Below are 24756 nucleotides of genomic sequence, written 5' to 3' on the forward strand. Positions count from 1 at the left end.
GCCCGGGATCGCTGTCCCGGGCGTCGCGGTGTTTTCAGAACGTCCAGCGCTGCGCGGCCGAGTTGTTGCATGTGGCAACGGTTACGGCGTTGCCGAGTGTGGCCGGCGCGGTGAGGCAGCGGCCGCCGCTGCGGATCGTGCCGTCGCCGGGCAGTGTCCACTGCTGGTTCGTGCCGCCGTGGCAGCTGTAGAGGATCACCGAGCCGGCCTGCGTGGCGCTCGCGTCGAGACAGCTGAACAGGGCGTGGAAGGTGCTGTTCTGCGCGTGCACCCAGTTCTGGTTGTTGCCGCCGGTGCAGCTGTACAGCAGGATCGTCGTCCCGTCGGAGCCGGAGACGTCCAGGCAGCCGCCGCTGCCGCGGATGTCGCTCGACGCCGAGTTGCCGATGCCGTTCTCCTGCACGGCGGTCGAGCCGTTCAGGGTGACCTGGCTGTCGGCGGCGCAACCGCTGCTCTCCGACGTGCCGGTGAAGTGGGCGGTGAGGCTGCCGCTCGTCGGCGCGCTCATCGTCAGCTTCGAGTACGGCTCGTCGTCGCAGGTCGCCTTGTCGTTGTTCCAGTCGAAGTACTCGGTCCAGCTGACCATGCCCGACGTACTGATGGTGTTGCCGGATCCCGTCTGCAGGCTGCCGAGTTTGAACGACGTACCGGCGGTCAGGTCGCGGACCGTCACGCCGTACCAGCCGCTGCCTTCGCTCGCGACGGCGAACGCGTAGGTGTGGCCCGCGGTGGGGGCCTGGTCGAGGCGGCAACTGCCGCCGGTGCCGTCCTCCTGGAAGCGGATGCAGTAGGTGCCGGCGTCCCCGGCCTTCCAGTCGGTGGAGTTCCAGAGCGAGTACAGGAACATGCCGCCGCCGTCGCGGTGGGTCTGCATGCCGGTGTACCCGCCGACGTCGCCGCCGGTGAAGGCGAACTGGTTGGACCAGTAGACGTTCGCGCGACCAGGGGAGGCGTTGATCGTCATCCGGAACTCGGCCTGGGTGAGTGACGCAGTGTCGAACGTGTAGTTGACGTAGGTGCCGGGCGTGACGCCGACGGCGGCGGCCTGCGAGGTCGGAACCAGGGCGGCCGCGAGGCCGAGCAGGGCGCACACCAGCAAGGACTTGAGTCTCATCGGGGTGTTACCTCCAAGCGAAGTGGGGCGGACTTCGACCAGAGAGCTCTCTGAGCTGATGATGCGCAGAACTGCACACAAATGTCCAGAGGTGAGCAGTTAACGTTACACGTGCTCGGAAACGAGCGTAGCCGCCGTGCCGTCCTCGAGGGCCTGGAAGATGTGCGGGAGGTCGCCGGGGTAGGCGATGTAGTCGCCGGGGCGGAGTTCGACCGGGTCGTCGAGCGGGCCGACGAGGGCGCGGCCGGAGCCGAGGACGACGTGCTCGACGACGCCGGGCATGTGCGGCTCGGACTTCCGGCCGGGGCCCGGCGAGGCGACGATGCGGTAGATGTCGCGCCGCGCGTTCGGCGGGCTGGATGCGACCAGCGTGGCGCTGTAGTCGGCGTGGTCGGAATAGATCGCCGGGCCCTCGCCGGCGCGGATGATCTGCACCTTCGGGCGCGGCGGGTCGAGCAGCGCGGCGAACGGGGTGTCGAGCGCGACGGCCAGCGCCCACAGGGTTTCGACGCTCGGATTGCCGGTACCGGACTCGAGTTGCGACAGCGTGGACTTGGCGACCCCGGCGCGCTTCGCGACCTCGGTCAGCGACAGGCCGGCCCGGGCCCGGTGCCGGCGGAGGGATGCGGCGATGACGTCCAAGGGTGCGCGGGAGTCCATTGTTCGCTCCATCGGTCTGATTGTTCGGCTTGACGAACGCGTGGCGAGGTGTTCATCATAATGCCCATGCGTTCGATCTGGCGAACACTCGATCCGGGACTCGCCCGCGACATCGGCCTGGTCTGCCTGGCCGACGGTGTCGTCGGGCTGTCGTACGGCGCGATCAGCGTCGGCGGCGGGCTGCCGTTGTGGGTACCGATCCTGTTGTCGGTCGTGGTCTTCGCGGGTGCGTCGCAGTTCCTGTTCGTCGGGATCGTCGCGGCCGGCGGGAGTCCGATCGCGGCGATGGTCGCGGGTCTGCTGGTGAACAGCCGGCACGTCCCGTTCGGGCTGGCGGTGAGCGACGTGATCGGCGGCGGGTGGCGGCGCTGGCTCGGCAGTCATGTGATGACCGACGAGAACGTCGCGTTCGCGATGGGCCAGGACGACCTGTTGCACAAGCGGGCGGCGTACTGGGCCGGCGGCCTGGGGATCTTCGTCTGCTGGAACATCGGCGTCGTCGCCGGCGGCCTCGCCGGCTCGGTGATCACCGACACCGACGTGTTCGGTCTGGATGCGGCGTTCCCGGCCGTGCTGCTGGCGCTGGTGCTGCCCGCCCTGCGGGATCGGTCGACGCGAACGGCGGCCCTCGTCGGTGTCGTGGTCGCGTTGGCGGTAACGCCGTTCCTGCCGGCCGGTCTGCCGGTTCTGTTCGCCCTGGTGGGTCTGCTGTTCTACCGCGCCGAGAAGCCGGCCGTGGAGGTCACCCGATGAACAACACACCACTGCTGCTGATCGGCATCGGAATACTTGCCGTAGGCACCTTTTCGCTGCGGTTCGCGGGGCCGGCGTTGCGGAGCCGGTTCGAGGTGCCGGAGCGGGCGCAGCAACTGCTCGCCGCGGCCGCGATCATCCTGCTCACCGCGCTGGTGGCCACGTCCGCGCTGACGGACGGCCACGGTCCGGCAGGCGTCGCGCGCCCGGCCGGCGTACTGGTAGGCGGTGTGCTGGCCTGGCGCCGAGCACCGTTCGTCCTCGTCGTGGTCGCAGCCGCCGCCACCGCCGCCGGCCTCCGCCTGCTCGGCGTGCCCTGAGCCGACAAGGCGGACAGGAGGTGTCCGCAGGTTGGGTAGTGCACCTGAGCGTGATCGCCTCCGCGCGTACGCCGTCTCGCCGGTGCTCTACCTGTCGAGCGGGCCCGCGAGCACGACCGCGACCGTGTACTGCTTCACCCGCGCGGGCGCCGGATCCGGTGACTGCGACGACCTGACGCTCATCCGTCAGCCCTCGTAGCGGCTACGGTGCGGGTATGACGATGTATCCGCCGGCACCCGAAGCGCCCAAGAAGTCGGTTCTGCCGAAGCTCGCGGTCGCGTGTTTCGTCATCGGCGCGATCGTGGTGGGGTTCTTCGTCTGGCGGATCGTCGTCACCGCGCCGCGGACACCACAGCCGATCGAGGACGGTGTCGTCCACCTGACGAAAGAAGGACTGACGATCTACGCGTCGGTCCCGGTGCTGACCCCGCCGTGCGAGGTCCAGGACGCGAACGGCAACGACGTACCGATCAAGCCGCCGAGCGGGTCGGAGACGATCACGATCAACGGCGAGAGCTGGTACGTCGTCGCCCGGTCGACGCAGACCGTGCCGGCCGGGGACTACAGCATCTCGTGCACCGACGACGAGACCAGCGCGACGTACGCGGCCGGGCCGCGGTCGTCGGTGGTCGCGTTCGTGCTCTCGATCCTCGGCACCGTCTTCTCGTTCCTGATCTTCATCGGGCTCGGCATCACGCTGCTCACCGTCGGCGCGGTCAAGGCCGCCCGGCGCAAACGTCCGGCGAACACCTTCCCCGGGCAACCCGGTGCCCCAGGCAACTACTACCCGCCGATGCCGCCGCCGCAGCAGCACACCTTCCCGCCGCCACCGCCGTACCACCCGGGTCCCAATCCGGACCGTCCGCAGGATCGCCCCGACGACCGGCCGCAGGACAGGTGACGGCGATGGATCTCGACTGGCCCGGGTGCCGCAACGTCCGCGACGTGGGCGGCCTGCCGACCGGCGACGGACGGGCGGTTCGCGAGGGCGTGCTGATCCGTGCGGACAGCCTGCAGTACCTGACCGCGGACGGCGTCGAGGCCGTCCGGCGGTCCGGCGTGAGCAGGATCCTCGACCTGCGCGGCGACGGTGAGGTCGCGATCGCGCCGACGCCGTTCACCGGTACGGCGCTGGCGGTGCGGCAGCGGCTGGCCGATCCGGCGGACCCGGACCACGGGCAGCCGACCATCGTCGAGGTGTGCAGGTGGATGCTGGACCAGCGGCCGGAGCTGTTCGCGGCCGCGGTGAAGGCGATCGCGGACGAGCCGGACGGCGCGGTGGTCGTGCACTGCCACGGCGGCAAGGACCGCACCGGCATGGTCGTCGCGCTGGCGTTGAGCGTGGCCGGCGTCCCCGAGGAAGAGATCGTCGCCGACTACTACCTCACTCAGTCGCGGCTCGCGGGCTGGCTGGCCGAGCAGCTCGCCGAGGAACCGGACGCGTCCAGGCACCCGGAGATGATCGAGTTCCGCGACACCCGCGCCGAGTCGATCGTCGCGATCCTGCGGCATCTGGACGACCGGTACGGCGGACCGGAGGCATACCTGCGGCACGGTGGTCTGACCGCGGCCGACCTGGACAAGCTGAGAGCCCGCTTAGTGGCCTGACCTGAGTCACCACGACGTCACCCACCGCAGTACATTGGCGCAATGCCGACCGCCGCTGTGCTGAATGCCGCGCCTCCGGCGCGGCGGGTCATGGGGCTCTGGTCCCCGGCCTTCCCTCGTCGCTCCGGTCGCTTCGCTCCCTACGCTCCTCAGTCCAGGCCGGGGGCCCCATGATCGGGCAGACAGGGGTGACCGACGCCGCGGCGCTGGCTCGACGTCATGGGCTCTCCCGGAGTTCGGTGCGGCCGCCGTTCGGGGCGTACCTGCAGGAGTTGTGGAGCCGGCGCCAGTTCGTCGTCAGCTATGCCGCCGCCCGCACCTATGCGATGTACGCCGGAGCGCGCCTCGGATCGATCTGGCAGGTGCTGACCCCGCTGCTGAACGCGGCGGTGTACTACCTCGCCTTCGGTGTGCTGCTCGGCACGAAGAACGGGATCGACAACTACGTCGCCTTCCTGCTCAGCGGGATCTTCGTGTTCACGTTCACGCAGCGCTGCATGACCGAAGGGTCGCGCTCGCTCGCCCTGAACCTGTCCCTGATCCGCACCCTCCACTTCCCGCGCGCGACCCTGCCGCTGGCCTACGTGCTGAACGAGCTCAACCAGATGCTGGTGTCGCTCGGCATCCTGTTCGTGGTCGTCGGCTTCACCGACGGCCCGGCGTGGCGCTGGCTGCTCGTCGTCCCGGCGATGCTGCTGCAGGTGATGTTCAACGTCGGGATCACACTGGTCTTCGCGCGGATCGGGACGTTCGTCTCCGACATCACCCAGCTGCTGCCGTTCATCACCCGGACCTGGCTGTACGCGTCCGGGATCTTCTTCTCGCTGCCGGCCAAGCTGGACGAGATCGACGCTCCGGCCTGGGTGATCAAGGTGCTCGCGCTCAACCCGATCTCGGCGTACATCGACATCGTCCGGCGCTCATTGCTCTCCGAACACGAAGCGAACCAGCTGCCGCACGCGTGGACGATCGCGATCATCTGGTCGTTCGTGATGCTCGCGGCCGGGTTCGTGTACTTCTGGCAGGCGGAGGACCGCTATGGGCGAGGCTGAACCGACGGTCATCGCCGACCGGCTCGACATCGTCTACAAGGTGATCGCCGGCCAGGGCGGCAAGGGCACGGCGGCGACCGCGCTGCGCCGGATCGTGAAGCGCCAGGACCGGCCGACGATCCGCGAGGTGCACGCGGTCAAAGGAGTCAGCTTCACGGCGTACAAGGGCGACGCGATCGGCGTGATCGGGCGCAACGGCTCCGGGAAGTCGACCATGCTGCGCGCGATCGCCGGCCTGCTGCCGCCCGCGTCCGGAGCCGTCTACACCGGCGGCCGGCCGTCGCTGCTCGGCGTCAACGCCGCGATGATGAACGACCTCACCGGCGACCGCAACGTCGTCCTCGGCTGTCTGGCGATGGGGATGTCCGGGGACGAGATCCGGCGCCGGTACGCCGAGATCGTCGACTTCTCCGGGATCGGCGACTTCATCGACCTGCCGATGTCGACGTACTCCTCCGGCATGGCGGCCCGGCTGAAGTTCGCGATCGCCTCGGCGAAGACACACGACATCCTGCTCGTCGACGAGGCGCTGGCCACCGGCGACGCCGAGTTCCGAGTCCGGTCGGAGCGCAAGATCAAGGATCTCCGCGACCAGGCCGGCACGGTGTTCCTGGTCAGCCATAGCCTCGACGTGGTCCAGGAGACCTGCAACCGCGCCCTCTGGCTGGACGCGGGTGTACTGAAGCTCGACGGCCCGGTCGACGAGGTCGTCGCGGCCTACATCAAGTCCACCCGAGCGGGCTGAGGTCTGCATACGAGTGGATATCCTTCGAAGTTGGGGGTTCTCCACCGGTATGCGAGCGAAGAACCCCCAACACGAGTGGATATCCACTTATCCACAGATGTGCGGTCAGGTGGCCTGAGCGGTGCCGGGCCGGTGGATGCTTGGTGGGTGAACGAGCGACTCAAGCTGATCGCGCAGCAACAGGGTGGCGTCTTCAGCCGTCGCCAGGCGCTGGCCAGTGGATGTACGCACGAGCAGATCGTTCGTAGCCTGCGGGACGGCAGTTGGGAACGGGTCCGACGCGGTCAGTACGCCGAGGCGCTGGACCTGACTGTCCTGCCGCCGTGGGAACGTGCGCGGCTGCTGCATCTCCGGCAGGTGCATGCGGTGATGAACGCGATGCGACCAGGTTCGGTTGCCGTCAGCCATCAGTCGGCGATGGTCCTGCACGGTCTGCCGATCTGGGGCCTCGATCTCGGTTGCGTGCACGTCACCCGCGTGGACGGACGGTCCGGTGGCGTCGTCGCCGGCGTACAGCATCACCTCGGCGTCCTGACCGACGCCGACCTGACCGTCGTCCACGGTCGGCTCGTGACCAGCGTCGCTCGAGCGGTACTCGAGTCCGCGTGTACGACGTCGTTCGAAGTAGCCGTGGTCGGCGTGGACAGCGCGCTTCGAGCCGGTCACCTCGAGGAGGACGAGGTACGGCGGCTGCAGTCCGTGACGGCGTTCTGGCCCGGATCGGCGGCGGCGCGGACTGCGCTGCGGTTCGGCAACGGGCTGTCGGAGTCCGTCGGCGAGTCGCGCCTGCGGGTGCAGATGTACGAACAGGGCCTGCCGCGACCGAGGCTACAGACCGAGTTCCACGATCGGCTCGGGCTCATCGGCCGGGTCGACTTCGACTTCGACGGGTACGAGACGGTGGTCGAGTTCGACGGCGCGTTGAAGTACGGCGGCGGGTCGCCGGAGGTCATGATCCGCGAGAAGCGCCGCGAGGACCGGCTCCGCGCTATCGGCCTGACGGTGGTCCGCATCGACTGGTCCGACTTGGACCGGCCCGCCGAGACCGCCGCGGGCATGCTCCGGACCTTGCACAGCCGGCGCCGGCCCGCATGACCCCGTTCTCACCACGGATGGATATCCGCTCGTGTTGAGGGTTCTTCCCTCGCATACCAGCAGAGAACCCCCCAGAGGAGGGGATATCCAGCGTTGTTACACGGCCTTGGGGCGTTCGCGGAGGCCGATCAGGAAGCCGAGGCCCCAGGAGACGTGCATGGTTGCGCAGACGAGCGGCATCCAGAACAGCGCTTTCCAGGGTAGGTAGCGGCCTTCCATCGCGGAGCCGAAGATGAGCAGCAGTGCGTAGCCCAGCGGGGCCAGGAAGCCGATGTCGAGCCAGCTGATCCCGGTGGCCAGGCCGATGATGCCGAGGATCGTGCCGACGGCCAGACCGATGACCGCGACCGGTGGCGCCAGGTAGCGCTTGCTGGCGGTTTCCGGGTGCCGGCGGATCACCTCGCGGCGCCACTGGCCGGTGTGGAAGAACTGCTTGGCCACCGCGGACAGCGAGGAGCGCGGCCGGTACGTGACGGACAGGTCCGGGCTGAACCAGATCAGGCCGCCGGTCTTGCGGATCCGGTAGTTCAGCTCCCAGTCCTGGGCGCGGTGCATGGTCTCGTCGAAGCCGCCGACCCGCTCCAGCGCGGCCCGCCGGAACACGCCGAGGTACACGGTGTCGGCCGGGCCGGCCGTGCCGCCCTGGTGGAACGTGGACGCGCCCAGGCCCAGCCGGGAGCGGTACGCGCAGGCGACCGCCATCTCGGTCGGGGTCCGGCCCTCGGCGGCCATCACGCCGCCGACGTTGTCCGCGCCGCTCTCCTCCAGCACCTCGACCGCGCGGGTGATGTACCCGTCGGTGAGCGCGCCGTGCCCGTCGACGCGGACCAGGATGTCGTGCTTGGCGTGCGCGATCCCGACGTTCAGCGCGGCCGGTGTCTTGCCGGTCGGGTTCGGCACGATGCTGATCCGGTGGTCCTTCTCGGCCAGCTTGTCCGCGATCTCCTGGGTCCGGTCCTTGCTCGGGCCGATCGCGAGCACGACCTCCAGGTCACCGGGGTAGTCCTGGTCGAGGACGCGGCCGACCGCCTCCTCGAGATGGCGTTCCTCGTTCAGCACGGGCATCACGACAGACACAGGTGGCCAGTGGGACAGCGGCATATCAGGTCAGGCCTTACAGATCGATGCGACGTCGTCGACGCCGGTGGCGGGTGTGGTCGGTGAGCTTGTCGGCTTCTTCGTGGTACTCGTGCTCGGCTTCTTCGTGGTACTGCTGCTGGTCGGCTTGCTGCTACTCGGAGTGCTCGAAGTCTTACCGTCTCCTCCCGAGCCCGCCTTGTCCAGCGATTCGGACTTCGCGATCACCTCCGCGACCTTGGTCCTGATCAGCGCGAAGTCCGGGTCGCCGGTGTGGATCAACGGCGGGACCGCGGAGAAGCTTGACACCGGCAGCTTCTTCGCGTCCAGCGCGAGATCCGTGAAGGTGCCCAGCTCGCCCGCCGGGATGCTCGTCTTGACCACCTGTTTGCTGGCCGACGCGATGCCCTGGAACTTGGTCAGCACGGTCGACGGCGACAGCTGGTTCAGCATCGCGGACATCACGCACTTCTGCCGCGCCATCCGCTCGTAGTCCGACGACTCGGCCCGGGACCGGGCGAACCAGAGCGCGTGGTACCCGTCCAGGTGCTGGTTCTTGCCGGCCTCGATGTAGCCCTTGATCGGCGAGCTGCCGCCGCCGATCGGGACCCGCTTGCCGATGTCCAGCGTGATCCCGCCGACCGCGTTCAGCAGGTCGCGGAAGCCGGCCAGGTCGATCAGCACGTAGTAGTTGATCTTCAGCCCGGTGACCGCCTCGACGGCCTGGGTGGTCGCGGTCTCACCGGGGTTCGGGTCGCCGGGGAACAGGTTCTTGTGACCGGCGGCGTAGGTGTAGACCGCGTTCAGCAGGCACTCGGCGCCGCAGTTCTTCCAGTGGAAGCCGTCCGGGAACTGCTTGGCCATCGCCGTACCGGCCGGGAACGGGACCTTGGCCAGGTTCCGCGGCAGGCCGACCAGGACCGTCCGGCCGGTGTCCGCGTCGATGCTGGCCACCGTCATGCTGTCCGGCCGGGTGCCGATCCGGTCCGCGCCGGAGTCGCCGCCCATCAGCAGCACGTTGTAGCGGCCCTTCTCGGCCTTCGACTTCTGCCCGTTGCCGAACACGCTGGCGACGAAGTCGCGCTGGGTGTTCACGATCACGCTGGCGTAGATCAGGGCGCCGACGACGACGAAGATCAGCACGCCGTCGAGGACGCTGGCGATCAGCCGGTGGTTGCGCTCGAGCGTCAGCGGCTGCGCGATCCGGTACGCGTCGACGAACAGCGCGGCCCAGCCGATCGCGAGCACGATCAGCAGCACCTGGACGATCCGCAGGGTGCCCGGGCGGGCCAGGATGTTGATCGTGCCGGACCGCCAGATCAGGCCGAGCACGATGAAGAAGACCACGATCGCGACCAGGCCGGCGACCACCCGCCAGGCCCAGCGGCCGGCCTTCCGGCTGCCCGCTACGATCTGGGCCGACCCGGGCAGCACCAGGGTCATGAACAGCAAGGCCAGCGCACGCTTGAACCGCACCGGTTCGCGGAGATTGCGCAGGTCTGGCTTCTCCTGCGGCATGACGTCCTTCCCCTGAAAATCCAACGCAGTCCTCCGGGCGGGCACTGCCGACCGTACCTTGTCGTTCCTCGTCACTCCGTACGACGTGCCGGGGCAGGCGTTGGTTCGAGACCGGGCGGATCCGGAGACGAAGAGTAGCAGTCCTGACACGGAGCGCAGGAAAACCCCTGATCTCACCTGCTTCACACGGCTGTGATGGTCGGCGGCGGCGGGATGCGTTACGAAGTCTTCAAGCCCAAACAGTGAGGAAACCGCCCCATGAAACTGTTCCGTACGCTTCTGGCCGCCACCGCGGTCGCGAGCACCACCCTCCTCGGCACGAGCTCCGCCCACGCCGCGGCACCTGGCGCCGACTTCACCGGGATCGCAGCGCTCAGCAACTGCTCCGCCTCCCTCGTCCGGTACGCCGAGTCGGTCTCCACCGACAAGGCCCTGGTGCTGACCAACGGGCACTGCTACGAGGGTGGCTTCCTGCAGCCCGGTCAGGTCCTGGTGAACAAGACGTCGACGCGCTCGATCACGCTGCTCAAGCCGGACTCGAGCCGGGCCGGGACGATCCGCGCCGAGAAGATCCTGTTCGGCACGATGACCAAGACCGACATGATCGTGTACCAGGTCAACGAGACCTACGCCTCGATCAAGACCCGCCTGAACGTGACCCCGCTGACGCTTGCCAAGCAGGGCCCCGCGGACGGTGCCGGCATGGCGGTCGTGTCGGGGTACTGGAAGCGGATCTACACCTGCTCGGTGCAGGCGACGATCCCGCAGCTCCGCGAAGGCGACTGGACCTGGCAGAACTCGATCAAGTACCAGCAGCCCGGCTGCGAGACCATCGGCGGTACGTCGGGATCGCCCGTGGTCAGCACCTCGACCGGCGAGGTCATCGGGGTCAACAACACCGGTAACGAGGACGGCGAGCAGTGCACGATCAACAACCCGTGCGAGGTGGACGCCGACGGCAACGTCACGGTCGACCAGGGCGCGGCGTACGGCCAGCAGACCTGGTGGCTCTACACCTGCCTGACCGCGAACCGGACCATCGACCTGAACAAGACGGGCTGCGAACTCCCCAAGCCGGCCCGTCGCCACTGACGCACGGTGACGATGCCTGCGGGGTGACGCAGACCACTTCGATATCCGGTAACGTCGCCCCGCATGGCAGTCGACTCCGCTACTGATCAAGTCGTCACAACCGGTTGGCCGAGCCCGTTCGGAGTTCGGACCCGGTTGGTCGCGTCCAGTGCGCTGATGCTGTTCGTCGAGCTCGCGCTGATCCGCTGGACCGGCTCGAACGTCGTCCATCTCAGCTACTTCTCGAACTTCGTGCTGCTCGGCTCGTTCCTCGGGATCGGGATCGGCGTGCTCCGCTCCGGACGGGCCAAACGGCTGCCGTACTACTCGCCGATCATGCTCGGCCTGCTCGTCCTGGTGATCGCGTGGAAGCCGGTCACCGTCAACCGCGGCAGCTCGTCCAGCGTCATCTACTTCACCAGCCTGAACACCACCGGCCCGCCGGTCTGGGTGATCCTGCCGGTCATCTTCGTCGCGGCCGCCGTGGTGCTGGCCGGTCCGGCCGAGCTGGTCGGCCGTTGTTTCGGGGAGTTGCCGCGCCTGACGGCGTACCGGTTCGACCTGGTCGGCAGCCTGGTCGGGATCGCGGCGTTCACAGGGCTGTCGTTCCTGGGCGCGCCGCCGATCTGGTGGGGGCTGATCGTCACGCTGGTGTTCGCCGCGCTGATGATCCCGCGGTCCGCCGCGTTCTCCGGCCGCCGCGCGGTCGCGACCGGCGTCAGTGCCGCGCTCGTGCTGTCGCCGCTGATCGTGATGCTCGGCGTGCTGTTCCACGAGTCGACCAAGCCCGACAACAGCTGGTCGCCGTACTACAAGGTGCAGACCAAGCAGTACACCTGGGAGGGTGTGCCGCTGCTGACCATCACCGTGAACGGCGTACCGCACCAGCAGGCGATCCCGGCCGACGCGCGGCTGCAGTGGGAGCCGCAGTACGGGCTGCCGTACGAGCGGGCGAACGCCGGCAAGCAGCCGAAGAACGTGCTCATCATCGGCGCCGGTTCCGGCTCGGACGTGGCGATCGCGCTGAAGAAGGGCGCACAGCACGTCGACGCGGTCGAGATCGACCCGCGGATCCGCGACCTCGGCAAGGCGCTGCACCCGGACCGTCCGTACCAGGACCCGCGGGTGAGCTCGCACATCGACGACGGGCGCGCGTTCCTGTCCCGGACGGACAAGAAGTACGACCTGATCCTGCTGGCGCTGCCGGACTCGCTGACGCTGGTGAACGGCGCGAGCTCGCTGCGGCTGGAGAGCTACCTGTTCACCCAGCAGGCGTTCGAGTCCGCGAAGGAGCACCTGAACCCGGGCGGCGCGTTCGCGATGTACAACTACTACCGCGAGACCTGGCTGATCGACCGGCTGGCGTCGACGGCGGAGCAGGCGTTCGGCCACAAGCCGTGTGTCGACAAGATCGGCGACGGCCTGCAGCAGGCGGTGGTGACGGTCGGTCTGACCGAGCAGGACCAGACGTGTGCCGCCGAGTGGCCGGGGGCGACCGCGCAGACGCCGCCGCCCGCGACCGACAACCGCCCGTTCCTGTACCTGTTCACGGACCGGATCCCGTCGCTGTACCTGGTGACGCTCGGGCTGATCTTGGTCGCCGGGCTCGTCGGTGTCGGGATCGCCGGCGGCGGCGCGTCGTACAAGCGGATGCGCCCGTACGCCGATCTGTTCCTGCTCGGCGCCGGCTTCATGTTGCTGGAAACCAAGAGCATCACCGGCTTCGCGTTGCTGTTCGGTACGACGTGGGTCGTGAACGCGATCGTCTTCGCCGGGGTGCTGGTGGCGGTGCTCGCGGCGGTCGAAGTGACGAGGCGGTTCAAGACACCACCGATCAAGGTGATGTTCGCGATCCTGTTCGGCGGCCTCGCGTTGTCGTGGGTGTTCCCGGACAGCTGGCTGTTGTCGATGCCGGTCGGGCTGCGGGCGCTGGTCGCCGTACTGATCGCGTTCACGCCGATCTTCGCGGCGAACGTGATCTTCGCGAAGCGGTTCACCGACACCGCCGACGGGACGGCGTCGTTCGGCGCGAACCTGCTCGGCGCGATGCTCGGCGGCTGCCTGGAGTACGCCGCGCTGATCATCGGCTTCCACGGCCTGCTGATCATCGCCGCGCTGCTCTACGCCGGGGCGTTCCTGCTGACACCGAAGCTGGCACCGAACCTGGCACCGAAACTCCGAACCCGTGAGTGAGCTCGCCGACTACTACCGCGAGCGTGCCCAGGAGTACGACGCGGTGTACGACAAGCCGGAACGGCAGGAGGACCTGGCCCGCCTGCGGGCCCTCCTGCCGCCGCTCGTCGCCGGCCGGTCGGTGCTGGAACTTGCCGCCGGCACCGGTTACTGGACCACGGCGCTCGCGACCACCGCGCGGTCGGTGGTCGCGACGGACCTGAACGACGAGACCCTCGCGGTCGCGCGGACCCGGTCCTACGGCCAGGCCGAGGTCCGTTTCGAGACCGCGGACGCGTACGACCTGGGGGCCGTCGGGGGCCGCTTCGACGCGGTCTTCGCGGGTTTCTTCTGGTCGCACGTGCCGCGGGCCGACGTACGGCGCTGGGTCCGGGGGCTGATGGATCGGGTCGAGCCGGGCGGCGTGGTGATCCTCGCCGACAACCGGTACGTGGAGGGCAGCAACTATCCGATCACCCGGACGACGGCCGGCGGGGACACGTACCAGACCCGGCAACTGTCGGACGGGCGCACGTTCGAGGTGCTGAAGAACTTCCCGACCCGGGAGGAGCTCGCGGCCGAGGTCGCGCCGGCCGAGGCGGAGTGGACCGAGCTGACCTACTTCTGGCTGGCAACCGTCTGCTGATTTGGTACGGGTTCGGCCCGTTTCCGGCGTTCCGGGTGCGGCCTGGTGGCAGGATCTGAGACATGACGTGGCTCGTGACTGGTGGTGCTGGGTACATCGGGGCGCATGTGGTGCGTGCGTTCCGCAACGACGGGATCGACGTGGTCGTGATCGACGACCTGTCGAGCGGGAAGGCGGAGTTCGTCCCGGACGGCGTGCCGTTCGTGCGGGCGAACCTGCTCGACGCGACGGCTGTCCGGAAGGCGCTCGAGGGTGTCGACGGCGTCGTGCACCTGGCCGGCTTCAAGTACGCCGGGGTCTCGGTCGAGCGCCCGCTGCACACCTACACGCAGAACGTGACCGCGATGGTGTCGCTGCTCGAGGCGATGGCGGAGACGTCGGTGCGCAACATCGTGTTCTCGTCCAGCGCCGGCGTGTACGGCACCCCGAAGGACGAGGTCGTCACCGAGGACACCGAGCCCGACCCGCAGTCGCCGTACGGCGAGTCGAAGCTGATCGGCGAGTGGCTGCTCCGCGACCAGGCGGCCGCGACCGAGCTGCACCACACCTCGCTGCGCTACTTCAACGTCGTGGGCTCCGGCGACCCGACGGTGTACGACGCCTCGCCGTACAACCTGTTCCCGATCGTGTGCGACCTGCTCACCCAGGGGAAGGTGCCGCAGATCTACGGCACCGACCACCCGACCCCGGACGGCACGTCGGTGAAGGACTACGTCCACGTCGCCGACCTGGCCCGCGCGCACGTGGCCGCCGCCCGCGCGCTCGAGTCCGGCAAGACCCTCGAACCGGTCTACAACCTCGGCAGCGGCACCGGCACGTCGGTCCGCGAGATCATGGACGCCGCCCGCCGGGTCACCGGGATCGACTTCACCCCGACCGAGGGCCCGCGCCGCCCCGGCGACCCGTCCCGCGTCGTCGCGAACGGCGACCTGGCCGCCCGCGACCTGGCCTGGCAGAACACGTACACGGTCGACGACATGTTCGCCACCGCCTGGGAAGCCTGGCCGAAAAGCTGAGTGGTGAGCGATCCCCGGCGGTTGTAGCCTGTGGCGCAGTTCACAGTTGCTGCCCGGACCTGGGCACGATCGAGGGGTGCGATCCATGAGTCACGAGAGCCTGCCGCAGTTTCTGGCGAAGATCGATCTCTTCGAGGGGCTGTCCAAGGACACGTTGTCCGACCTGATCGAGCGTGGCACCACGCTGAAGGTTCCGGCCGGCAGCCGGGTGATCGAGCAGGGTGCGCACGACGCCGGCCTGCAGGTGGTGCTCGAGGGCTCGGCCGCCGTGGAGGTCAACGGCGTCGTCCGTGAGCCGCTGGGAGTCGGGGACTACTTCGGCGAGATCTCGCTGATCGACGGCCTGCCGCGGTCCGCGACCGTGGTGGCCGGGCCGGACGGGCTGAGCACGTTCGCCCTGTCCGCCCTGGCGTTCGAGCCGGTCGTGAAGGAGAACCCGGAGGTCGCCCAGGCGTTGCTCAAAGCCCTGACCGCCCGGATCCGCGACCTCGAGTCCGAGAGCTGAACCGATCCGAACCGCCCGGGGGCGCGATGACCGAGGAACGCAAGGTCGTCACGGTGCTGTTCTGCGACCTTGTGGGCTTCACCGCCGCGTCCGAGTCCGCCGACCCCGAGGACGTCCGGCGCTGGCTCGCGCCGTACCACTCGACGCTGCGACAGACGGTCGAGCGGTACGGCGGAACCGTCGAGAAGTTCGCCGGGGACGCCATCCTGGCCGTCTTCGGCGCACCGCGGTCCCGGGAGGACGACGCCGAACGGGCGGTCCGGGCCGGCCTGGCGATCCTCGAGGCGGTGCGGACGCTGCCGGACGGGCCGCTGGAGGTCCGGATCGGCATCGAGACGGGTGAGGCGCTCGTCCAGCTGACCGCGCGACCCGAGCTCGGCGAGCCGTTCGTCACCGGCATGGTGGTCAACCTCGCGGCCCGCCTGCAGTCGTCCGCGCCGATCGGCGCGGTCGTCGTCGGGCACGGGACCCACGAGGCGACACAGCGCGTCTTCGGCTACGACGCGCTGGAACCCGTTGCGGCCAAGGGCATCAGCCGTCCGGTCGAACGCTGGCAGGCCGGCCCGCCGCGAGCACGCTTCGGGACCGACGTCATCCGCGATCTCACGACGCCGATGGTCGGCCGGCAGCGCGATCTGACCTTGCTGTGCACGGCGTTCGAGAAGGCCCTCGCGGAGCGGGTGCCGCAGTTCGTCACCCTGCTCGGCGAACCGGGTATCGGCAAGTCACGTCTGACCGCGGAGTTCGGCGCGTGGCTGGACCGGCACGACGAGCTCGTCACCTGGCGCGAAGGCCGATCGCTGCCGTACGGCGAGACGCCGTTCGGGCCGATCGCCGAGATCTTCAAGCTGCAGGCCGGGATCCTGGACACCGACCCGCCCGTGCAGGCCGTGGCCAAGCTCGACGCGATCGTGCCCGACGGCGCGGACCGTGCCTGGCTGCGGGCCCGGGTCGGCCCCTTGGTCGGCGCCGATCAGTCGGCCCAGCCGGGGCCGGCGACCCAGGAGGAGTCGTTCGCGGCCTGGCGGCAACTGCTGGAGTCGTTCGCCGAGCAGTCGCCCGTGGTCCTGGTGTTCGAGGATCTGCACTGGGCGACGGACGCGATGCTCGCCTTCGTCGATCACCTGGCCGAATGGCTGACCGACCTGCCGCTGGTCGTCGTCGTCACCGCCCGGCCCGAGCTGCTCGAACGCGGACCGCAGTGGACCCGCGGGGTCCAGAATGCCCTCACCCTCGGCCTGTCACCGCTGACGGCGGACGAGACCGATCAACTCCTCACCGGGATGTTCGCGGGCCAGGACGTGCCCGCGGAGATCCGGCAGCGACTGGTACGCCGTGCCGACGGCAACCCCTTGTACGCCGAGGAACTCGCGCGGATCGTGACCGACTGCGGCCCGGACCAAGCCACCGCTGCCGAACTGCCCGCGGGCATCGCCGCACTCATCGCGGCACGGCTGGACACGCTGGAACCCGATCGCAAGGCACTGCTCGCGGATGCCGCCGTGGTGGGCCGGGTGTTCTGGGCCGAAGCCGTCGCCGCCATGTCCGGACAGGACCCGGCGGACGTCGTCCAAGCGCTCCAGCTATTGGCCCGCAAGGAGTTGGTGCGACCCGTCCGGCGGTCGTCGATGCTGGACCAGCACGAGTACTCCTTCTGGCATGCACTGACCCGCGATGTCGCCTACAGCCAAGTGCCGCGCGCGGCCCGGTCGGCGCGGCACCTCGCTGCCGCGGACTGGCTCGAGCTGCGGTGCGCTGCCTGTCAGGCCGAGACGCCGAACCTGATCGCGTACCACCTGACCACCGCGCTCGACCTGGCCGCCGCCCAAGGCGACACCGCCGCGGTGGCGCAGATCGCGCCACGGGCCCGCCACCACCAAATGGCGGCCGCGGAGCTGGCGATGAACCTCGACACCAACGAGGCGCTCGCCCTGCTCGACCGCGCGCTGGCCCTGAGCCCGGCCGGCGATCCCGAACGTCCCACGGTCCTGCTGCGCTGGGGGTGGGCGGCTTTCCAGGCGGGCCGCTTGGACGACGCCCAGGCCGCGTACCTCGACGCGATCGCCGGATTCGAGGCGATCGGCGACGTCCGCGGAGTAGCGCTCGCCTTGAGAGCCTCGACGTACTCGCTCAGCAGCATGGAGGAGAGCCTGGCGACGGTCGACCGGGCGGTCGCGATGCTCGAGGAGCTCGGGCCGAGCGAGGACCTGGTGCTGCTGCTGTCCGGGCAGGCGAGTATCCGGGTGGTCGCGAGCCGCTACCAGGATGCGATCGACTCGGCGAACCGTGCCCTGCGGATCGCGACCGAGCAGGGGTACGCCGTACCGCACCGGGCTCTGGAGTCGCGGGGCCTCGCCCGGGTCGGTCTGGGGGACACCGGCGGGCTGGTCGACGTCAAGGAGGCGCTGACCGCGCTGCTCGAGGGCGGCCGGGGGCGCGATGCGGCGGTGACGTGGCTGAACTACGGCTGGGTGCTGTGGCAGATCGAGGGACCGCTGGTTGCCCTCGGCGAACTGGAAGCGGCGCGCGATTTCTCCGCCCGGCGCCGGCTGGCCGAGATGGAGGAGCAGATCGGCTGTACCGTCCTGCAGTTGCTGATCGAGACCGGCCGGTCGGCCGAGGTGATCGCGGCGTGCCGCGCCCAGCTCGAGCGTCCTTCACCGGCGTTCACCGTGTTGCGGCGCATCGAGGTGCTCGGCGCGCTGGCGGTGGCGGAGGCCGACGCCGGCCTTTCCGGCGCTCGCGATCACGCCGAGGAGGCGTACCGGCTGGCGGTGGAGGCGGGCTGGCCGGACATGATCGCCGTCGCGGCCTCGCCCGCGGCGACGACGCGTGCGCGCGACGGCGACCGGGACGGCGTCCTGGAGATCCTGCGGTTGCTCGCCTCGCTGGCCGATCTGCAGGGCAGCATCGAATTCGACGTCCGCCTGCCGTCCTTGGTGCGGGCGGCGCTCGCTGTGGGGCACGACGACGCCGCCGCCGTCCTCGTGGATTTCGTGGAGCCGGTGCTGCCGATGCGCGAGTACGCCGCGACGACGGCCCGGGCGCTGCTCGCCGAACACCGCGGCGACACCCAGGCCGCGGCCGCCGGATTCGCGCGCGCAGCCGCGGACTGGGGTGCCTTCGGCAACAAACTCGAACAGGCCCACGCGCTGCGTGGCCTGCACCGCACCACGGGCGATCCTGATGCTCTCGCCGAAGCCGAGCAGCTGGTCAGCTCCCGGGATACTCCTTCTTGAACGGCCCCGACGGTGTCAGGTCGAGGACGCCGGGACCGGTGAGGACGCCGCCTTCGACGGGCAGGGTGTGGCCGGTGATCCAGGACGCGTCGTCGGAGGCGAGGAAGGCGACCGCGGCGGCGATGTCCTCGGGCTCGCCGATCCGGCCGAGCGGGTACATCGCGCCGAAGCGCTCCAGCGTGTCCGGCTGGTTGTCCCAGTTCGGGGTCCGGATGGTGCCTGGGGCAACGACATTGAAGCGGACGCCGAGTTCGCCGTACCGGGCCGCGTAGTTCACGGTCATCGCGATCTGCCCGGCCTTGGCCGCGGAGTACTCGACGTTGCCGAAGGCGGCGATCCCGTTCACCGAGCTGATCGTGACCACGTTGCCGCGGTTCTTCACCAGCTGCGGCAGCGCGGCCTGGATGCAGCGCGAGGCGCCGACCAGCGTCAGGTCCAGCTGCGCGTGGAACTCCTCGGGCGTCGCGTCTTCGGGCACCGACCGGACGATGCACCCGCCGGCGTTGTTCACCACCACGTCGAGGCGGCCGAAACGCTCGACCGCGGCGGCGACCGCAGCCTGCACCTCGCCGGTGTCGGTCACGTCGAGGCGGAACGGCAGCGCCCGCTCGCCGATCCCGGCCGCGACCTCGGCGAGCTTGTCCTCCTGGAGATCGGTCACCAGCACCGCGGCGCCCTCGGCGGCCAGCCGCCGCGCGACCGCCGCACCGATGCCCTGCGCCGCCGCCGTGACCAGTGCGACCTTTCCTTCGAACCGCTGCACGCTACCCCTCCACCACTCGGTCGACCTTCTCGTCCGCCACCCGGCGCTCCACCTTGGCGGGGTCCAGATTCCTGCAGAGCACGATCGAACCACCTCCGGCGATCACCCCGACCAGCAGTCCCAGCCCGTGGCGGTCCACCAGGCTCCGGGTGACCAGGATCCGGTCTCCGACGGGCTCCGCCGCGCCGATCAGGTCCTCGTGGGTGAGCTCGTCGTACGCCGGTGAGGCCGGCGTCGGCGGGTCGAACGGCACGAACACGTCCGGGTGGTTGTAGACCTCGGCGCCGTAGTCCTGGACGCCGTCCGGCAACGGCTCGCGGAAGCGGCCGCCGAGCGGGAGCAGCGCGGAGGCGACCGTCTCGCGCTCGCCGCGGATCGCGACGTCCGGGCCGGTGATCGCGAGCGTGCCGGTGCCGCTGGTCAGCGCGGCGCCGGCCGACCAGGTGGACAGCGCCCAGACCACGCCGAGCCAGTGCGGCGGCAGCCCGATCGCGACGGTCTCGCCGGACTCGAGGTCGTACTCGTCGACGAGCAGGTTGGCCGTCTTCGCGACCCAGTTCGCGGTGGTGACCGCGCTGAGCTCGATGCGCTCGCCGCTCGCGTCGTCGTAGTAGGTGAGGAACGGGGCGGCGCCGTCCCGGCGGACCGCGGCCGCGAACAGCTCGGGCAGAACTCGTGACATATGGCCCACCCTACGGTTCGCGGACCGACGTACGTTGGAGGGGATTGACCGGAAAGAAGGCTTGTCATGGTGCCAGAACTCGCGCTGCCCGAAGGCGGCGAATGGATCGTCATCCTGGTCATCGTCGTCCTGCTGTTCGGCGCGAAGAAACTCCCCGAGCTGACCCGCAACACGGCCCGCGCGATGAAGGAGTTCGACAAGGCCCGGCACGGTGACGACGACGAGACGCCGCCGCAGATCACGCAGGCGGCGCCCCAGGCCACGGCTCCCCAGGCATCAGCTCCCCAGGCATCAGCTCCGCAGGCGCCGGCTCCGCAGGGCTCAGGTGATCTCGAGGGCGGCGGCGCGCAGGGCGTCGGCCAGTAGCGCGACCGGCTCCGGGAGCCGGCCGGGCAGCCGGGCGAGGATCGTCCGGCGCAGCTCCTGCGGACCGCCCCGGACGGTGACCACGCGGACACCGGGCGGCACCGCCGACGCCATCGACGCGGAGATCGTGGTGAGTCCTGCCCCGGCCGCGACCAGGTGGAGCTTCGCGAGCCAGTCGCGGACCGTGTGCGCGATCAGCGGCCGCTCGTCCAGACCGGGCCAGACGCCCATCCACAACTCGCTGCTCGACGCGGGCCCGGCGATCCACCGCTGACCGCGCAGCTCGCCGACGTCCACCGCGTCGTACGCCGCGAGCGGATGACCGGTCGGCACCGCCAGCCGCAGGCTCCGCTCCGCGAGCGTCTCGAGCTTCAAGGCCGGCGACTCGGCGTCCGGCGGGCGGAACGGCGGCGCGGACGCGATCAGCGCGAGGTCGATCGTCCCGGCGCGCAACGCCCGGACCAGCGTCGGCGTGGATCCCTCCCGCGTCGTCACGGTGATCGCCGGGTGCGTACGGCGTACCGCGCTGACGGCGCGTGGCACCAGGACCGCGCCGGCGCTCGGGAACCACCCGAGCCGCACCGTTCCGCCTTCGGCCGGCAGACCGGCCAATTCGCGCGCCGTCGCGTCGATCCGGTCGAGGACGGCGGCGGCGTTGCGGAGGACGACCTGTCCCGCGGCGGTGACGACGACGCCTTCGCGGCGGCGCTCGAGCAGCTGGTTGCCCGCGGCGCGTTCGAGTGCGGCGATCTGGCGGGACACGGCCGACTGCGTGTACCCGAGCGCGGCCGCCGCGGCGGTGAACGTGCCCCGCTCCGCCACCTCCCGGAACACCCGCAGCGCGACCAGCGAGACGTCGGTGAAGTCCATGACATCTACGCATACCACCTGTGCGGAACTTTCGCTGGAGTCATACCGGTCGCCGACCTACGTTGGCCTCATGAGAACAGCACTGGTGACCGGCGCCAATCAAGGGATCGGATATGCGTTGGTGGAAGAACTGGCGAAGCGGATGAACCCCGAGGACCTCGTCCTCCTGACCGGCAGAAACCCGGAACGCGTCGCCGCCGGGGCGGCTCGGGTCGAGGGCATGGCGCGGGTCGAGGGACGGGTTCTGGATGTGACCGACGGGGACGCGGTGGCTCGGCTGGCCGAGGAGCTCGGCGGTGTGGACATCGTGGTGTCCAACGCTGTCGGGCCGTTGGAGCCGGGGAAGCCGGCGCGGGAGCAGGTGGACGAGTTCGTCGACGTGGCCAATCTCGGGGCGCAGCACGTGGTGCGTGCGTTCGGGCCGATCCTGCGGCCGGGTGGGCGATTGATCGTGGTGGCCAGTTCGCTGGGGACGCTGGCGCAGCTGCCCGAGGAGTTGTGGGACCGGTTCGACGGGGCCTCGCTGGAGGATGTCGAGAAGGTCGTGGAGGAGTGGCGTACGGCGGTGCACGACGGGAGCGCGCAGCAGCAGGGCTGGCCGGAGTGGATCAACCTGCCGTCGAAGGTGGCCCAGGTGGCCGCGGTCCGTGCGGTCGCGGCCGAGCGTCGCGAGCGGGATCTCGCGGAGAACACCCTGGTCGCGTCCATCTGCCCGGGCCTCGTCGACACCCGCGCGTCGCGCCCGTGGTTCGACGACTTCAGCCAGGCGAAGTCCCCGGCCGAGGCCGTCGTACCGATCGCCGACCTGATCCTCGCCGACGGCGTCGACCCGGCCGGGTACGGCGAGCTGATCCGCGACGGCGAGGTGCTCCCCTGGAAGTAGGATCCCGCTGGTTAGGTTAGCCTAACTAGCGTGCAGGGCATGACGATCCGCGGTGAGATCAGGCGGTTGACCGGCGACCCGCAGTACGGCAGCCGCCGGAGCTCTCATAAGGTCGTCCCATGCTGATCCTGGCCGGCCTGGGCCTGATCCTGGTGCTGACCGTTGCCACCGGCTACTTCGTCTCCCAGGAATTCGCGTACGTCGCCGTCGACCGGAGCCGCCTGCAGACGCTTGCTGCGGACGGTGACGCGGCCGCCGCGCGAGCACTGAAAGTCACCGCGCGGTTGTCGTTCGTGTTGTCCGGGGCGCAGGTCGGCATCACCATCACGGCCCTGCTCGCCGGTTACTTCGCCGAGCCGTACCTCGGCGCGGGGCTCGAGCACCTGCTCGGCGGGGCCGGCGTACCGGACGCGGTGAGCCGGTCGATCTCGGTGATCCTGGCGTTGCTGCTGGCAACGATCATCCAGATGGTGCTCGGCGAGCTGGCGCCGAAGAACCTGGCGATCGCGAAGGCCGAGGCGATCGCGCTCCGGCTGGCCCGCTCGACCCTGCTGTACCTGACCGTCGCCGGGCCGCTGATCCACCTGTTCGACTCCGCGTCCAACCGGATCCTGCGCCGGGTCGGGATCGAACCGGTCGAGGAACTGCCGCAGGGCGCGACCGCTCAGGAGCTCGACCGGATCATCGAGACGTCGTACGAACAGGGCCTGCTCGACCAGGACACGATGCGGCTGCTCGACCGCGGCCTCGACTTCCGCGGCCGGACCGCGGGCGAGGCGATGGTGCCGCGGGTCGACGTGGTCACCGTGCACCGCGAGGAGCCGCTGACCCGGGTCGTCGAGCTGCAGGACACCGGGCACAGCCGGTTCCCGGTGATCGGGGCCTCGGTCGACGAGGTGATCGGCGTGGTCGCGATCGGCGAGGTGGTCGAGCTCGAACCGGCCGACCGCGCGACGATCGCCGTCGGTTCGCTGGCGTCGCAGCCGGTCGCCGTCCCGACGACGCTGCCGCTGCCCGCGGTCCTCGAGCGGCTCCGGGTCGCGCGCCGGCAGCTCGCGATCGTCGTCGACGAGTACGGCGGGTTCGCGGGCATCGTGTCGCTGGAGGACATCGCCGAGGAGCTGGTCGGCGAGATCCGCGACGAGGACGACTTGCCCGAGACCGGGCTGGTGCAGGGCGGCGACGGGTCGTGGGAGGTCCCGGCCCGGTGGCGGCTCGACGAGGTCGCCGAGGCCACCGGCGTACAGCTGCCGGACAGCGACGACTACGAGACGGTGTCCGGTCTGGTGATGGCGCGGCTCGGCCGGATCCCGGACGTCGGCGACTCGCTGGTCGTGGAGCTGCCGCACCGCATCGACCACGACGGGCGGCCGGTCCCGGCCGAGTTCGTCCGGCTGACGGTGCGGACGATCGAGCGCCGGGTGCCGGGCGTCGTCGAGATGGAGCGGACGGCATGAGTACGACGTGGGCGTTGATCATCTCCGCCGTACTGCTCGCGCTGAACGGGTTCTTCGTCGCGGCCGAGTTCGCGCTGGTCGCGTCGAAGCGGCACCGGCTGGAGGAGGCCGCCGCGTCCGGCAGCCTCGCGGCGCGGGCCGCGATCGCCGGGGTCAGCGAGCTGTCGCTGATGCTCGCGGGCGCTCAGCTCGGGATCACGTTGTGCACGCTGGGGCTCGGTTCACTGAGCGAGCCGGCGGTCGCACATCTGCTGCATCCGCTCTTCGAGCTGGCTCACGTGCCGGAAGGCGTCGGGCATGTGATCGCGCTGATCATCGCGGTCGCCGGAATCGGCCTGCTGCACGTGCTGCTCGGTGAGATGGCGCCGAAGTCGTGGGCGATCAGCGATCCCGAGCGGTCGGCGCTGGTGCTGGCGCTGCCGTTCCGCGGGTTCACGTACCTCTTCCGGCCGCTGCTGATCGTCCTCAACTGGCTCGCCAACCTGTGCGTCCGGCTGGTCGGCGTCACGCCGCAGAACGAGCTCGCCAACGCGCACGGCCCGGACGAGCTGCGGCTGCTGATCGAGTCGTCCCGCGAACACGGCACCCTCGCGGAACCTGAGCACGAGCTCCTCACCGCGATGCTCGCGTTGCAGAACACCACCGTCGGCCAGGTGATGACGCCGATCGGCCGGCTGTCGACGGTGCCTTCGACCGCGACCGCCCGCGAGGTCGAACTCACCAGCCGCCGCGAAGGTCACTCCCGCCTCGCCGTGGTCAGCTCCGGTACGGACGGGGACACAGGGATCTGCGGCATCGTCCACGTCCGCGACGCCGCCCGGGCGACCACCGCCGGCGACACGGCCGCGCGCGCGGCCGGCCTGATGATGCCCGCCCTCGAACTGGGCGAGAACACCCCGGTCGCCAAAGCCATCCGCACCATGCGCGACGAACGCTCCCAGCTGGCCGTCGTCTGCGGCGGCGACCGCGCGATCGGCGTCGTGGCCCTCGAGGACCTCCTCGAGGAGGTCATCGGCGAGTTCAACGACGAGACCGACCCCATCATCACCGCCGCCACCCGCATCGACCCCACCCCGTAGCCCCACTTTGAGCTCGCACCAACCGTTTCGCGGTGCCCGAAGTGGTTGGTGGGTGCCCAAGGTC

The 24756-nt window shown here is 69.9% G+C and carries 25 protein-coding genes; 18 read left to right on the forward strand and 7 right to left on the reverse strand.

Translation table 11 applies throughout. From position 1 onward, the window contains the following. Positions 1 to 34: 34 nt before the first annotated feature. Together AB0I12_RS28540 and AB0I12_RS28545 are read right to left on the reverse strand one after the other, a co-directional pair. Positions 35 to 1114: a ricin-type beta-trefoil lectin domain protein gene (locus tag AB0I12_RS28540; RefSeq protein ID WP_359935230.1), complete on the reverse strand. Its 1080-nt coding sequence runs from the start codon at positions 1112 to 1114 to the stop codon at positions 35 to 37. Between the two features lie 105 nt (positions 1115 to 1219). After that, complete coding sequence (locus AB0I12_RS28545; RefSeq protein WP_359935232.1) at positions 1220 to 1786, reverse strand: XRE family transcriptional regulator; 567 nt, start codon at positions 1784 to 1786, stop codon at positions 1220 to 1222. A 54-nt stretch (positions 1787 to 1840) separates the two neighbouring features. On the opposite strand from AB0I12_RS28545, the gene AB0I12_RS28550 reads away from it, so the two are divergent. The 8 genes from AB0I12_RS28550 to AB0I12_RS28585 all read left to right on the forward strand — a co-directional run bounded on the left by AB0I12_RS28550 (position 1841) and on the right by AB0I12_RS28585 (position 7348). Next, positions 1841 to 2527 carry an AzlC family ABC transporter permease gene (locus tag AB0I12_RS28550; protein ID WP_359935234.1) on the forward strand — a complete coding sequence of 229 codons (687 nt, stop codon included), beginning with the start codon at positions 1841 to 1843 and terminating at the stop codon, positions 2525 to 2527. Next, on the forward strand, positions 2524 to 2847 hold the full coding sequence (locus tag AB0I12_RS28555; protein ID WP_359935236.1) for an AzlD domain-containing protein: 324 nt from the start codon (positions 2524 to 2526) through the stop codon (positions 2845 to 2847). Before AB0I12_RS28550 ends, AB0I12_RS28555 begins: the two co-directional genes overlap by 4 nt. 31 nt (positions 2848 to 2878) lie before the next feature. Further along, positions 2879 to 3046 carry a hypothetical protein gene (locus AB0I12_RS28560; protein ID WP_359935238.1) on the forward strand — a complete coding sequence of 56 codons (168 nt, stop codon included), beginning with the start codon at positions 2879 to 2881 and terminating at the stop codon, positions 3044 to 3046. A gap of 16 nt (positions 3047 to 3062) precedes the next feature. Beyond that, positions 3063 to 3749, forward strand: a complete 687-nt coding sequence (locus tag AB0I12_RS28565) for a hypothetical protein (RefSeq protein WP_359935240.1) — start codon at positions 3063 to 3065, stop codon at positions 3747 to 3749. 5 nt (positions 3750 to 3754) lie between these two features. Further along, complete coding sequence (locus AB0I12_RS28570; RefSeq protein ID WP_359935242.1) at positions 3755 to 4456, forward strand: tyrosine-protein phosphatase; 702 nt, start codon at positions 3755 to 3757, stop codon at positions 4454 to 4456. A gap of 170 nt (positions 4457 to 4626) precedes the next feature. Continuing rightward, positions 4627 to 5508: an ABC transporter permease gene (locus AB0I12_RS28575; RefSeq protein WP_359935244.1), complete on the forward strand. Its 882-nt coding sequence runs from the start codon at positions 4627 to 4629 to the stop codon at positions 5506 to 5508. Then, positions 5495 to 6253, forward strand: a complete 759-nt coding sequence (locus tag AB0I12_RS28580) for an ABC transporter ATP-binding protein (protein WP_359935246.1) — start codon at positions 5495 to 5497, stop codon at positions 6251 to 6253. The genes AB0I12_RS28575 and AB0I12_RS28580 overlap by 14 nt, the downstream gene beginning before the upstream one ends. A gap of 147 nt (positions 6254 to 6400) precedes the next feature. Continuing rightward, positions 6401 to 7348: a type IV toxin-antitoxin system AbiEi family antitoxin domain-containing protein gene (locus tag AB0I12_RS28585; RefSeq protein ID WP_359935248.1), complete on the forward strand. Its 948-nt coding sequence runs from the start codon at positions 6401 to 6403 to the stop codon at positions 7346 to 7348. A gap of 96 nt (positions 7349 to 7444) precedes the next feature. Here the strand turns inward: AB0I12_RS28585 and AB0I12_RS28590 are convergent, their stop codons facing one another. Together AB0I12_RS28590 and AB0I12_RS28595 are read right to left on the reverse strand one after the other, a co-directional pair. After that, a complete protein-coding gene (locus AB0I12_RS28590) occupies positions 7445 to 8443 on the reverse strand; it encodes a glycosyltransferase family 2 protein (RefSeq protein ID WP_359935637.1) in 999 nt (332 codons plus the stop codon). 12 nt (positions 8444 to 8455) lie between these two features. After that, positions 8456 to 9943, reverse strand: coding sequence for an LCP family protein (locus AB0I12_RS28595; RefSeq protein WP_359935250.1), 1488 nt, complete (start codon positions 9941 to 9943; stop codon positions 8456 to 8458). A 258-nt stretch (positions 9944 to 10201) separates the two neighbouring features. Here AB0I12_RS28595 and AB0I12_RS28600 point away from each other — a divergent pair, with 258 nt between their 5' ends. The 6 genes from AB0I12_RS28600 (at position 10202) to AB0I12_RS28625 (ending at position 18592) form a co-directional block, all read left to right on the forward strand. Then, a complete protein-coding gene (locus tag AB0I12_RS28600; RefSeq protein ID WP_359935252.1) occupies positions 10202 to 11035 on the forward strand; it encodes a serine protease in 834 nt (277 codons plus the stop codon). A 156-nt stretch (positions 11036 to 11191) separates the two neighbouring features. After that, the gene (locus AB0I12_RS28605) at positions 11192 to 13207 is read left to right on the forward strand and encodes a spermidine synthase (RefSeq protein WP_359935254.1); all 2016 of its coding nucleotides are present in this window, start codon (positions 11192 to 11194) and stop codon (positions 13205 to 13207) included. Next, positions 13200 to 13832 (forward strand): class I SAM-dependent methyltransferase, encoded by a 633-nt coding sequence (locus tag AB0I12_RS28610; protein ID WP_359935256.1) that lies wholly within the window; start codon positions 13200 to 13202, stop codon positions 13830 to 13832. Before AB0I12_RS28605 ends, AB0I12_RS28610 begins: the two co-directional genes overlap by 8 nt. A gap of 62 nt (positions 13833 to 13894) precedes the next feature. After that, entirely contained in the window at positions 13895 to 14848 is a 954-nt protein-coding gene (gene galE, locus AB0I12_RS28615) for a UDP-glucose 4-epimerase GalE (RefSeq protein ID WP_359935258.1), read from the forward strand. Between the two features lie 85 nt (positions 14849 to 14933). Continuing rightward, entirely contained in the window at positions 14934 to 15353 is a 420-nt protein-coding gene (locus AB0I12_RS28620; protein ID WP_355696600.1) for a cyclic nucleotide-binding domain-containing protein, read from the forward strand. A gap of 26 nt (positions 15354 to 15379) precedes the next feature. Next, a complete protein-coding gene (locus AB0I12_RS28625) occupies positions 15380 to 18592 on the forward strand; it encodes an adenylate/guanylate cyclase domain-containing protein (RefSeq protein WP_359935260.1) in 3213 nt (1070 codons plus the stop codon). Here AB0I12_RS28625 and AB0I12_RS28630 read toward each other — a convergent pair. Both AB0I12_RS28630 and AB0I12_RS28635 read right to left on the reverse strand, forming a co-directional pair. Further along, complete coding sequence (locus AB0I12_RS28630) at positions 18567 to 19355, reverse strand: SDR family NAD(P)-dependent oxidoreductase (RefSeq protein WP_359935262.1); 789 nt, start codon at positions 19353 to 19355, stop codon at positions 18567 to 18569. The genes AB0I12_RS28625 and AB0I12_RS28630 overlap by 26 nt on opposite strands. A gap of 1 nt (position 19356) precedes the next feature. Then, on the reverse strand, positions 19357 to 20037 hold the full coding sequence (locus AB0I12_RS28635) for a TIGR03089 family protein (RefSeq protein ID WP_359935264.1): 681 nt from the start codon (positions 20035 to 20037) through the stop codon (positions 19357 to 19359). Between the two features lie 66 nt (positions 20038 to 20103). Between AB0I12_RS28635 and tatA the strand changes: the two genes are divergently transcribed. Then, on the forward strand, positions 20104 to 20403 hold the full coding sequence (gene tatA / locus AB0I12_RS28640) for a twin-arginine translocase TatA/TatE family subunit (protein WP_359935266.1): 300 nt from the start codon (positions 20104 to 20106) through the stop codon (positions 20401 to 20403). On the opposite strand, the gene AB0I12_RS28645 is transcribed toward tatA, so the two are convergent. Continuing rightward, the gene (locus AB0I12_RS28645; RefSeq protein ID WP_359935268.1) at positions 20359 to 21273 is read right to left on the reverse strand and encodes a LysR family transcriptional regulator; all 915 of its coding nucleotides are present in this window, start codon (positions 21271 to 21273) and stop codon (positions 20359 to 20361) included. The two genes, tatA and AB0I12_RS28645, sit on opposite strands and share 45 nt — an antisense overlap. 70 nt (positions 21274 to 21343) lie before the next feature. On the opposite strand from AB0I12_RS28645, the gene AB0I12_RS28650 reads away from it, so the two are divergent. The 3 genes from AB0I12_RS28650 to AB0I12_RS28660 all read left to right on the forward strand — a co-directional run bounded on the left by AB0I12_RS28650 (position 21344) and on the right by AB0I12_RS28660 (position 24692). After that, positions 21344 to 22156: an SDR family NAD(P)-dependent oxidoreductase gene (locus AB0I12_RS28650; RefSeq protein WP_359935270.1), complete on the forward strand. Its 813-nt coding sequence runs from the start codon at positions 21344 to 21346 to the stop codon at positions 22154 to 22156. A 119-nt stretch (positions 22157 to 22275) separates the two neighbouring features. After that, positions 22276 to 23613 carry a hemolysin family protein gene (locus tag AB0I12_RS28655; protein ID WP_359935272.1) on the forward strand — a complete coding sequence of 446 codons (1338 nt, stop codon included), beginning with the start codon at positions 22276 to 22278 and terminating at the stop codon, positions 23611 to 23613. Beyond that, positions 23610 to 24692, forward strand: a complete 1083-nt coding sequence (locus AB0I12_RS28660; RefSeq protein WP_359935274.1) for a hemolysin family protein — start codon at positions 23610 to 23612, stop codon at positions 24690 to 24692. The genes AB0I12_RS28655 and AB0I12_RS28660 overlap by 4 nt, the downstream gene beginning before the upstream one ends. Positions 24693 to 24756 lie beyond the last annotated feature (64 nt).

The sequence above is a fragment of the Kribbella sp. NPDC050459 genome (assembly GCF_040655315.1).
Taxonomy (GTDB): Bacteria; Actinomycetota; Actinomycetes; order Propionibacteriales; family Kribbellaceae; genus Kribbella.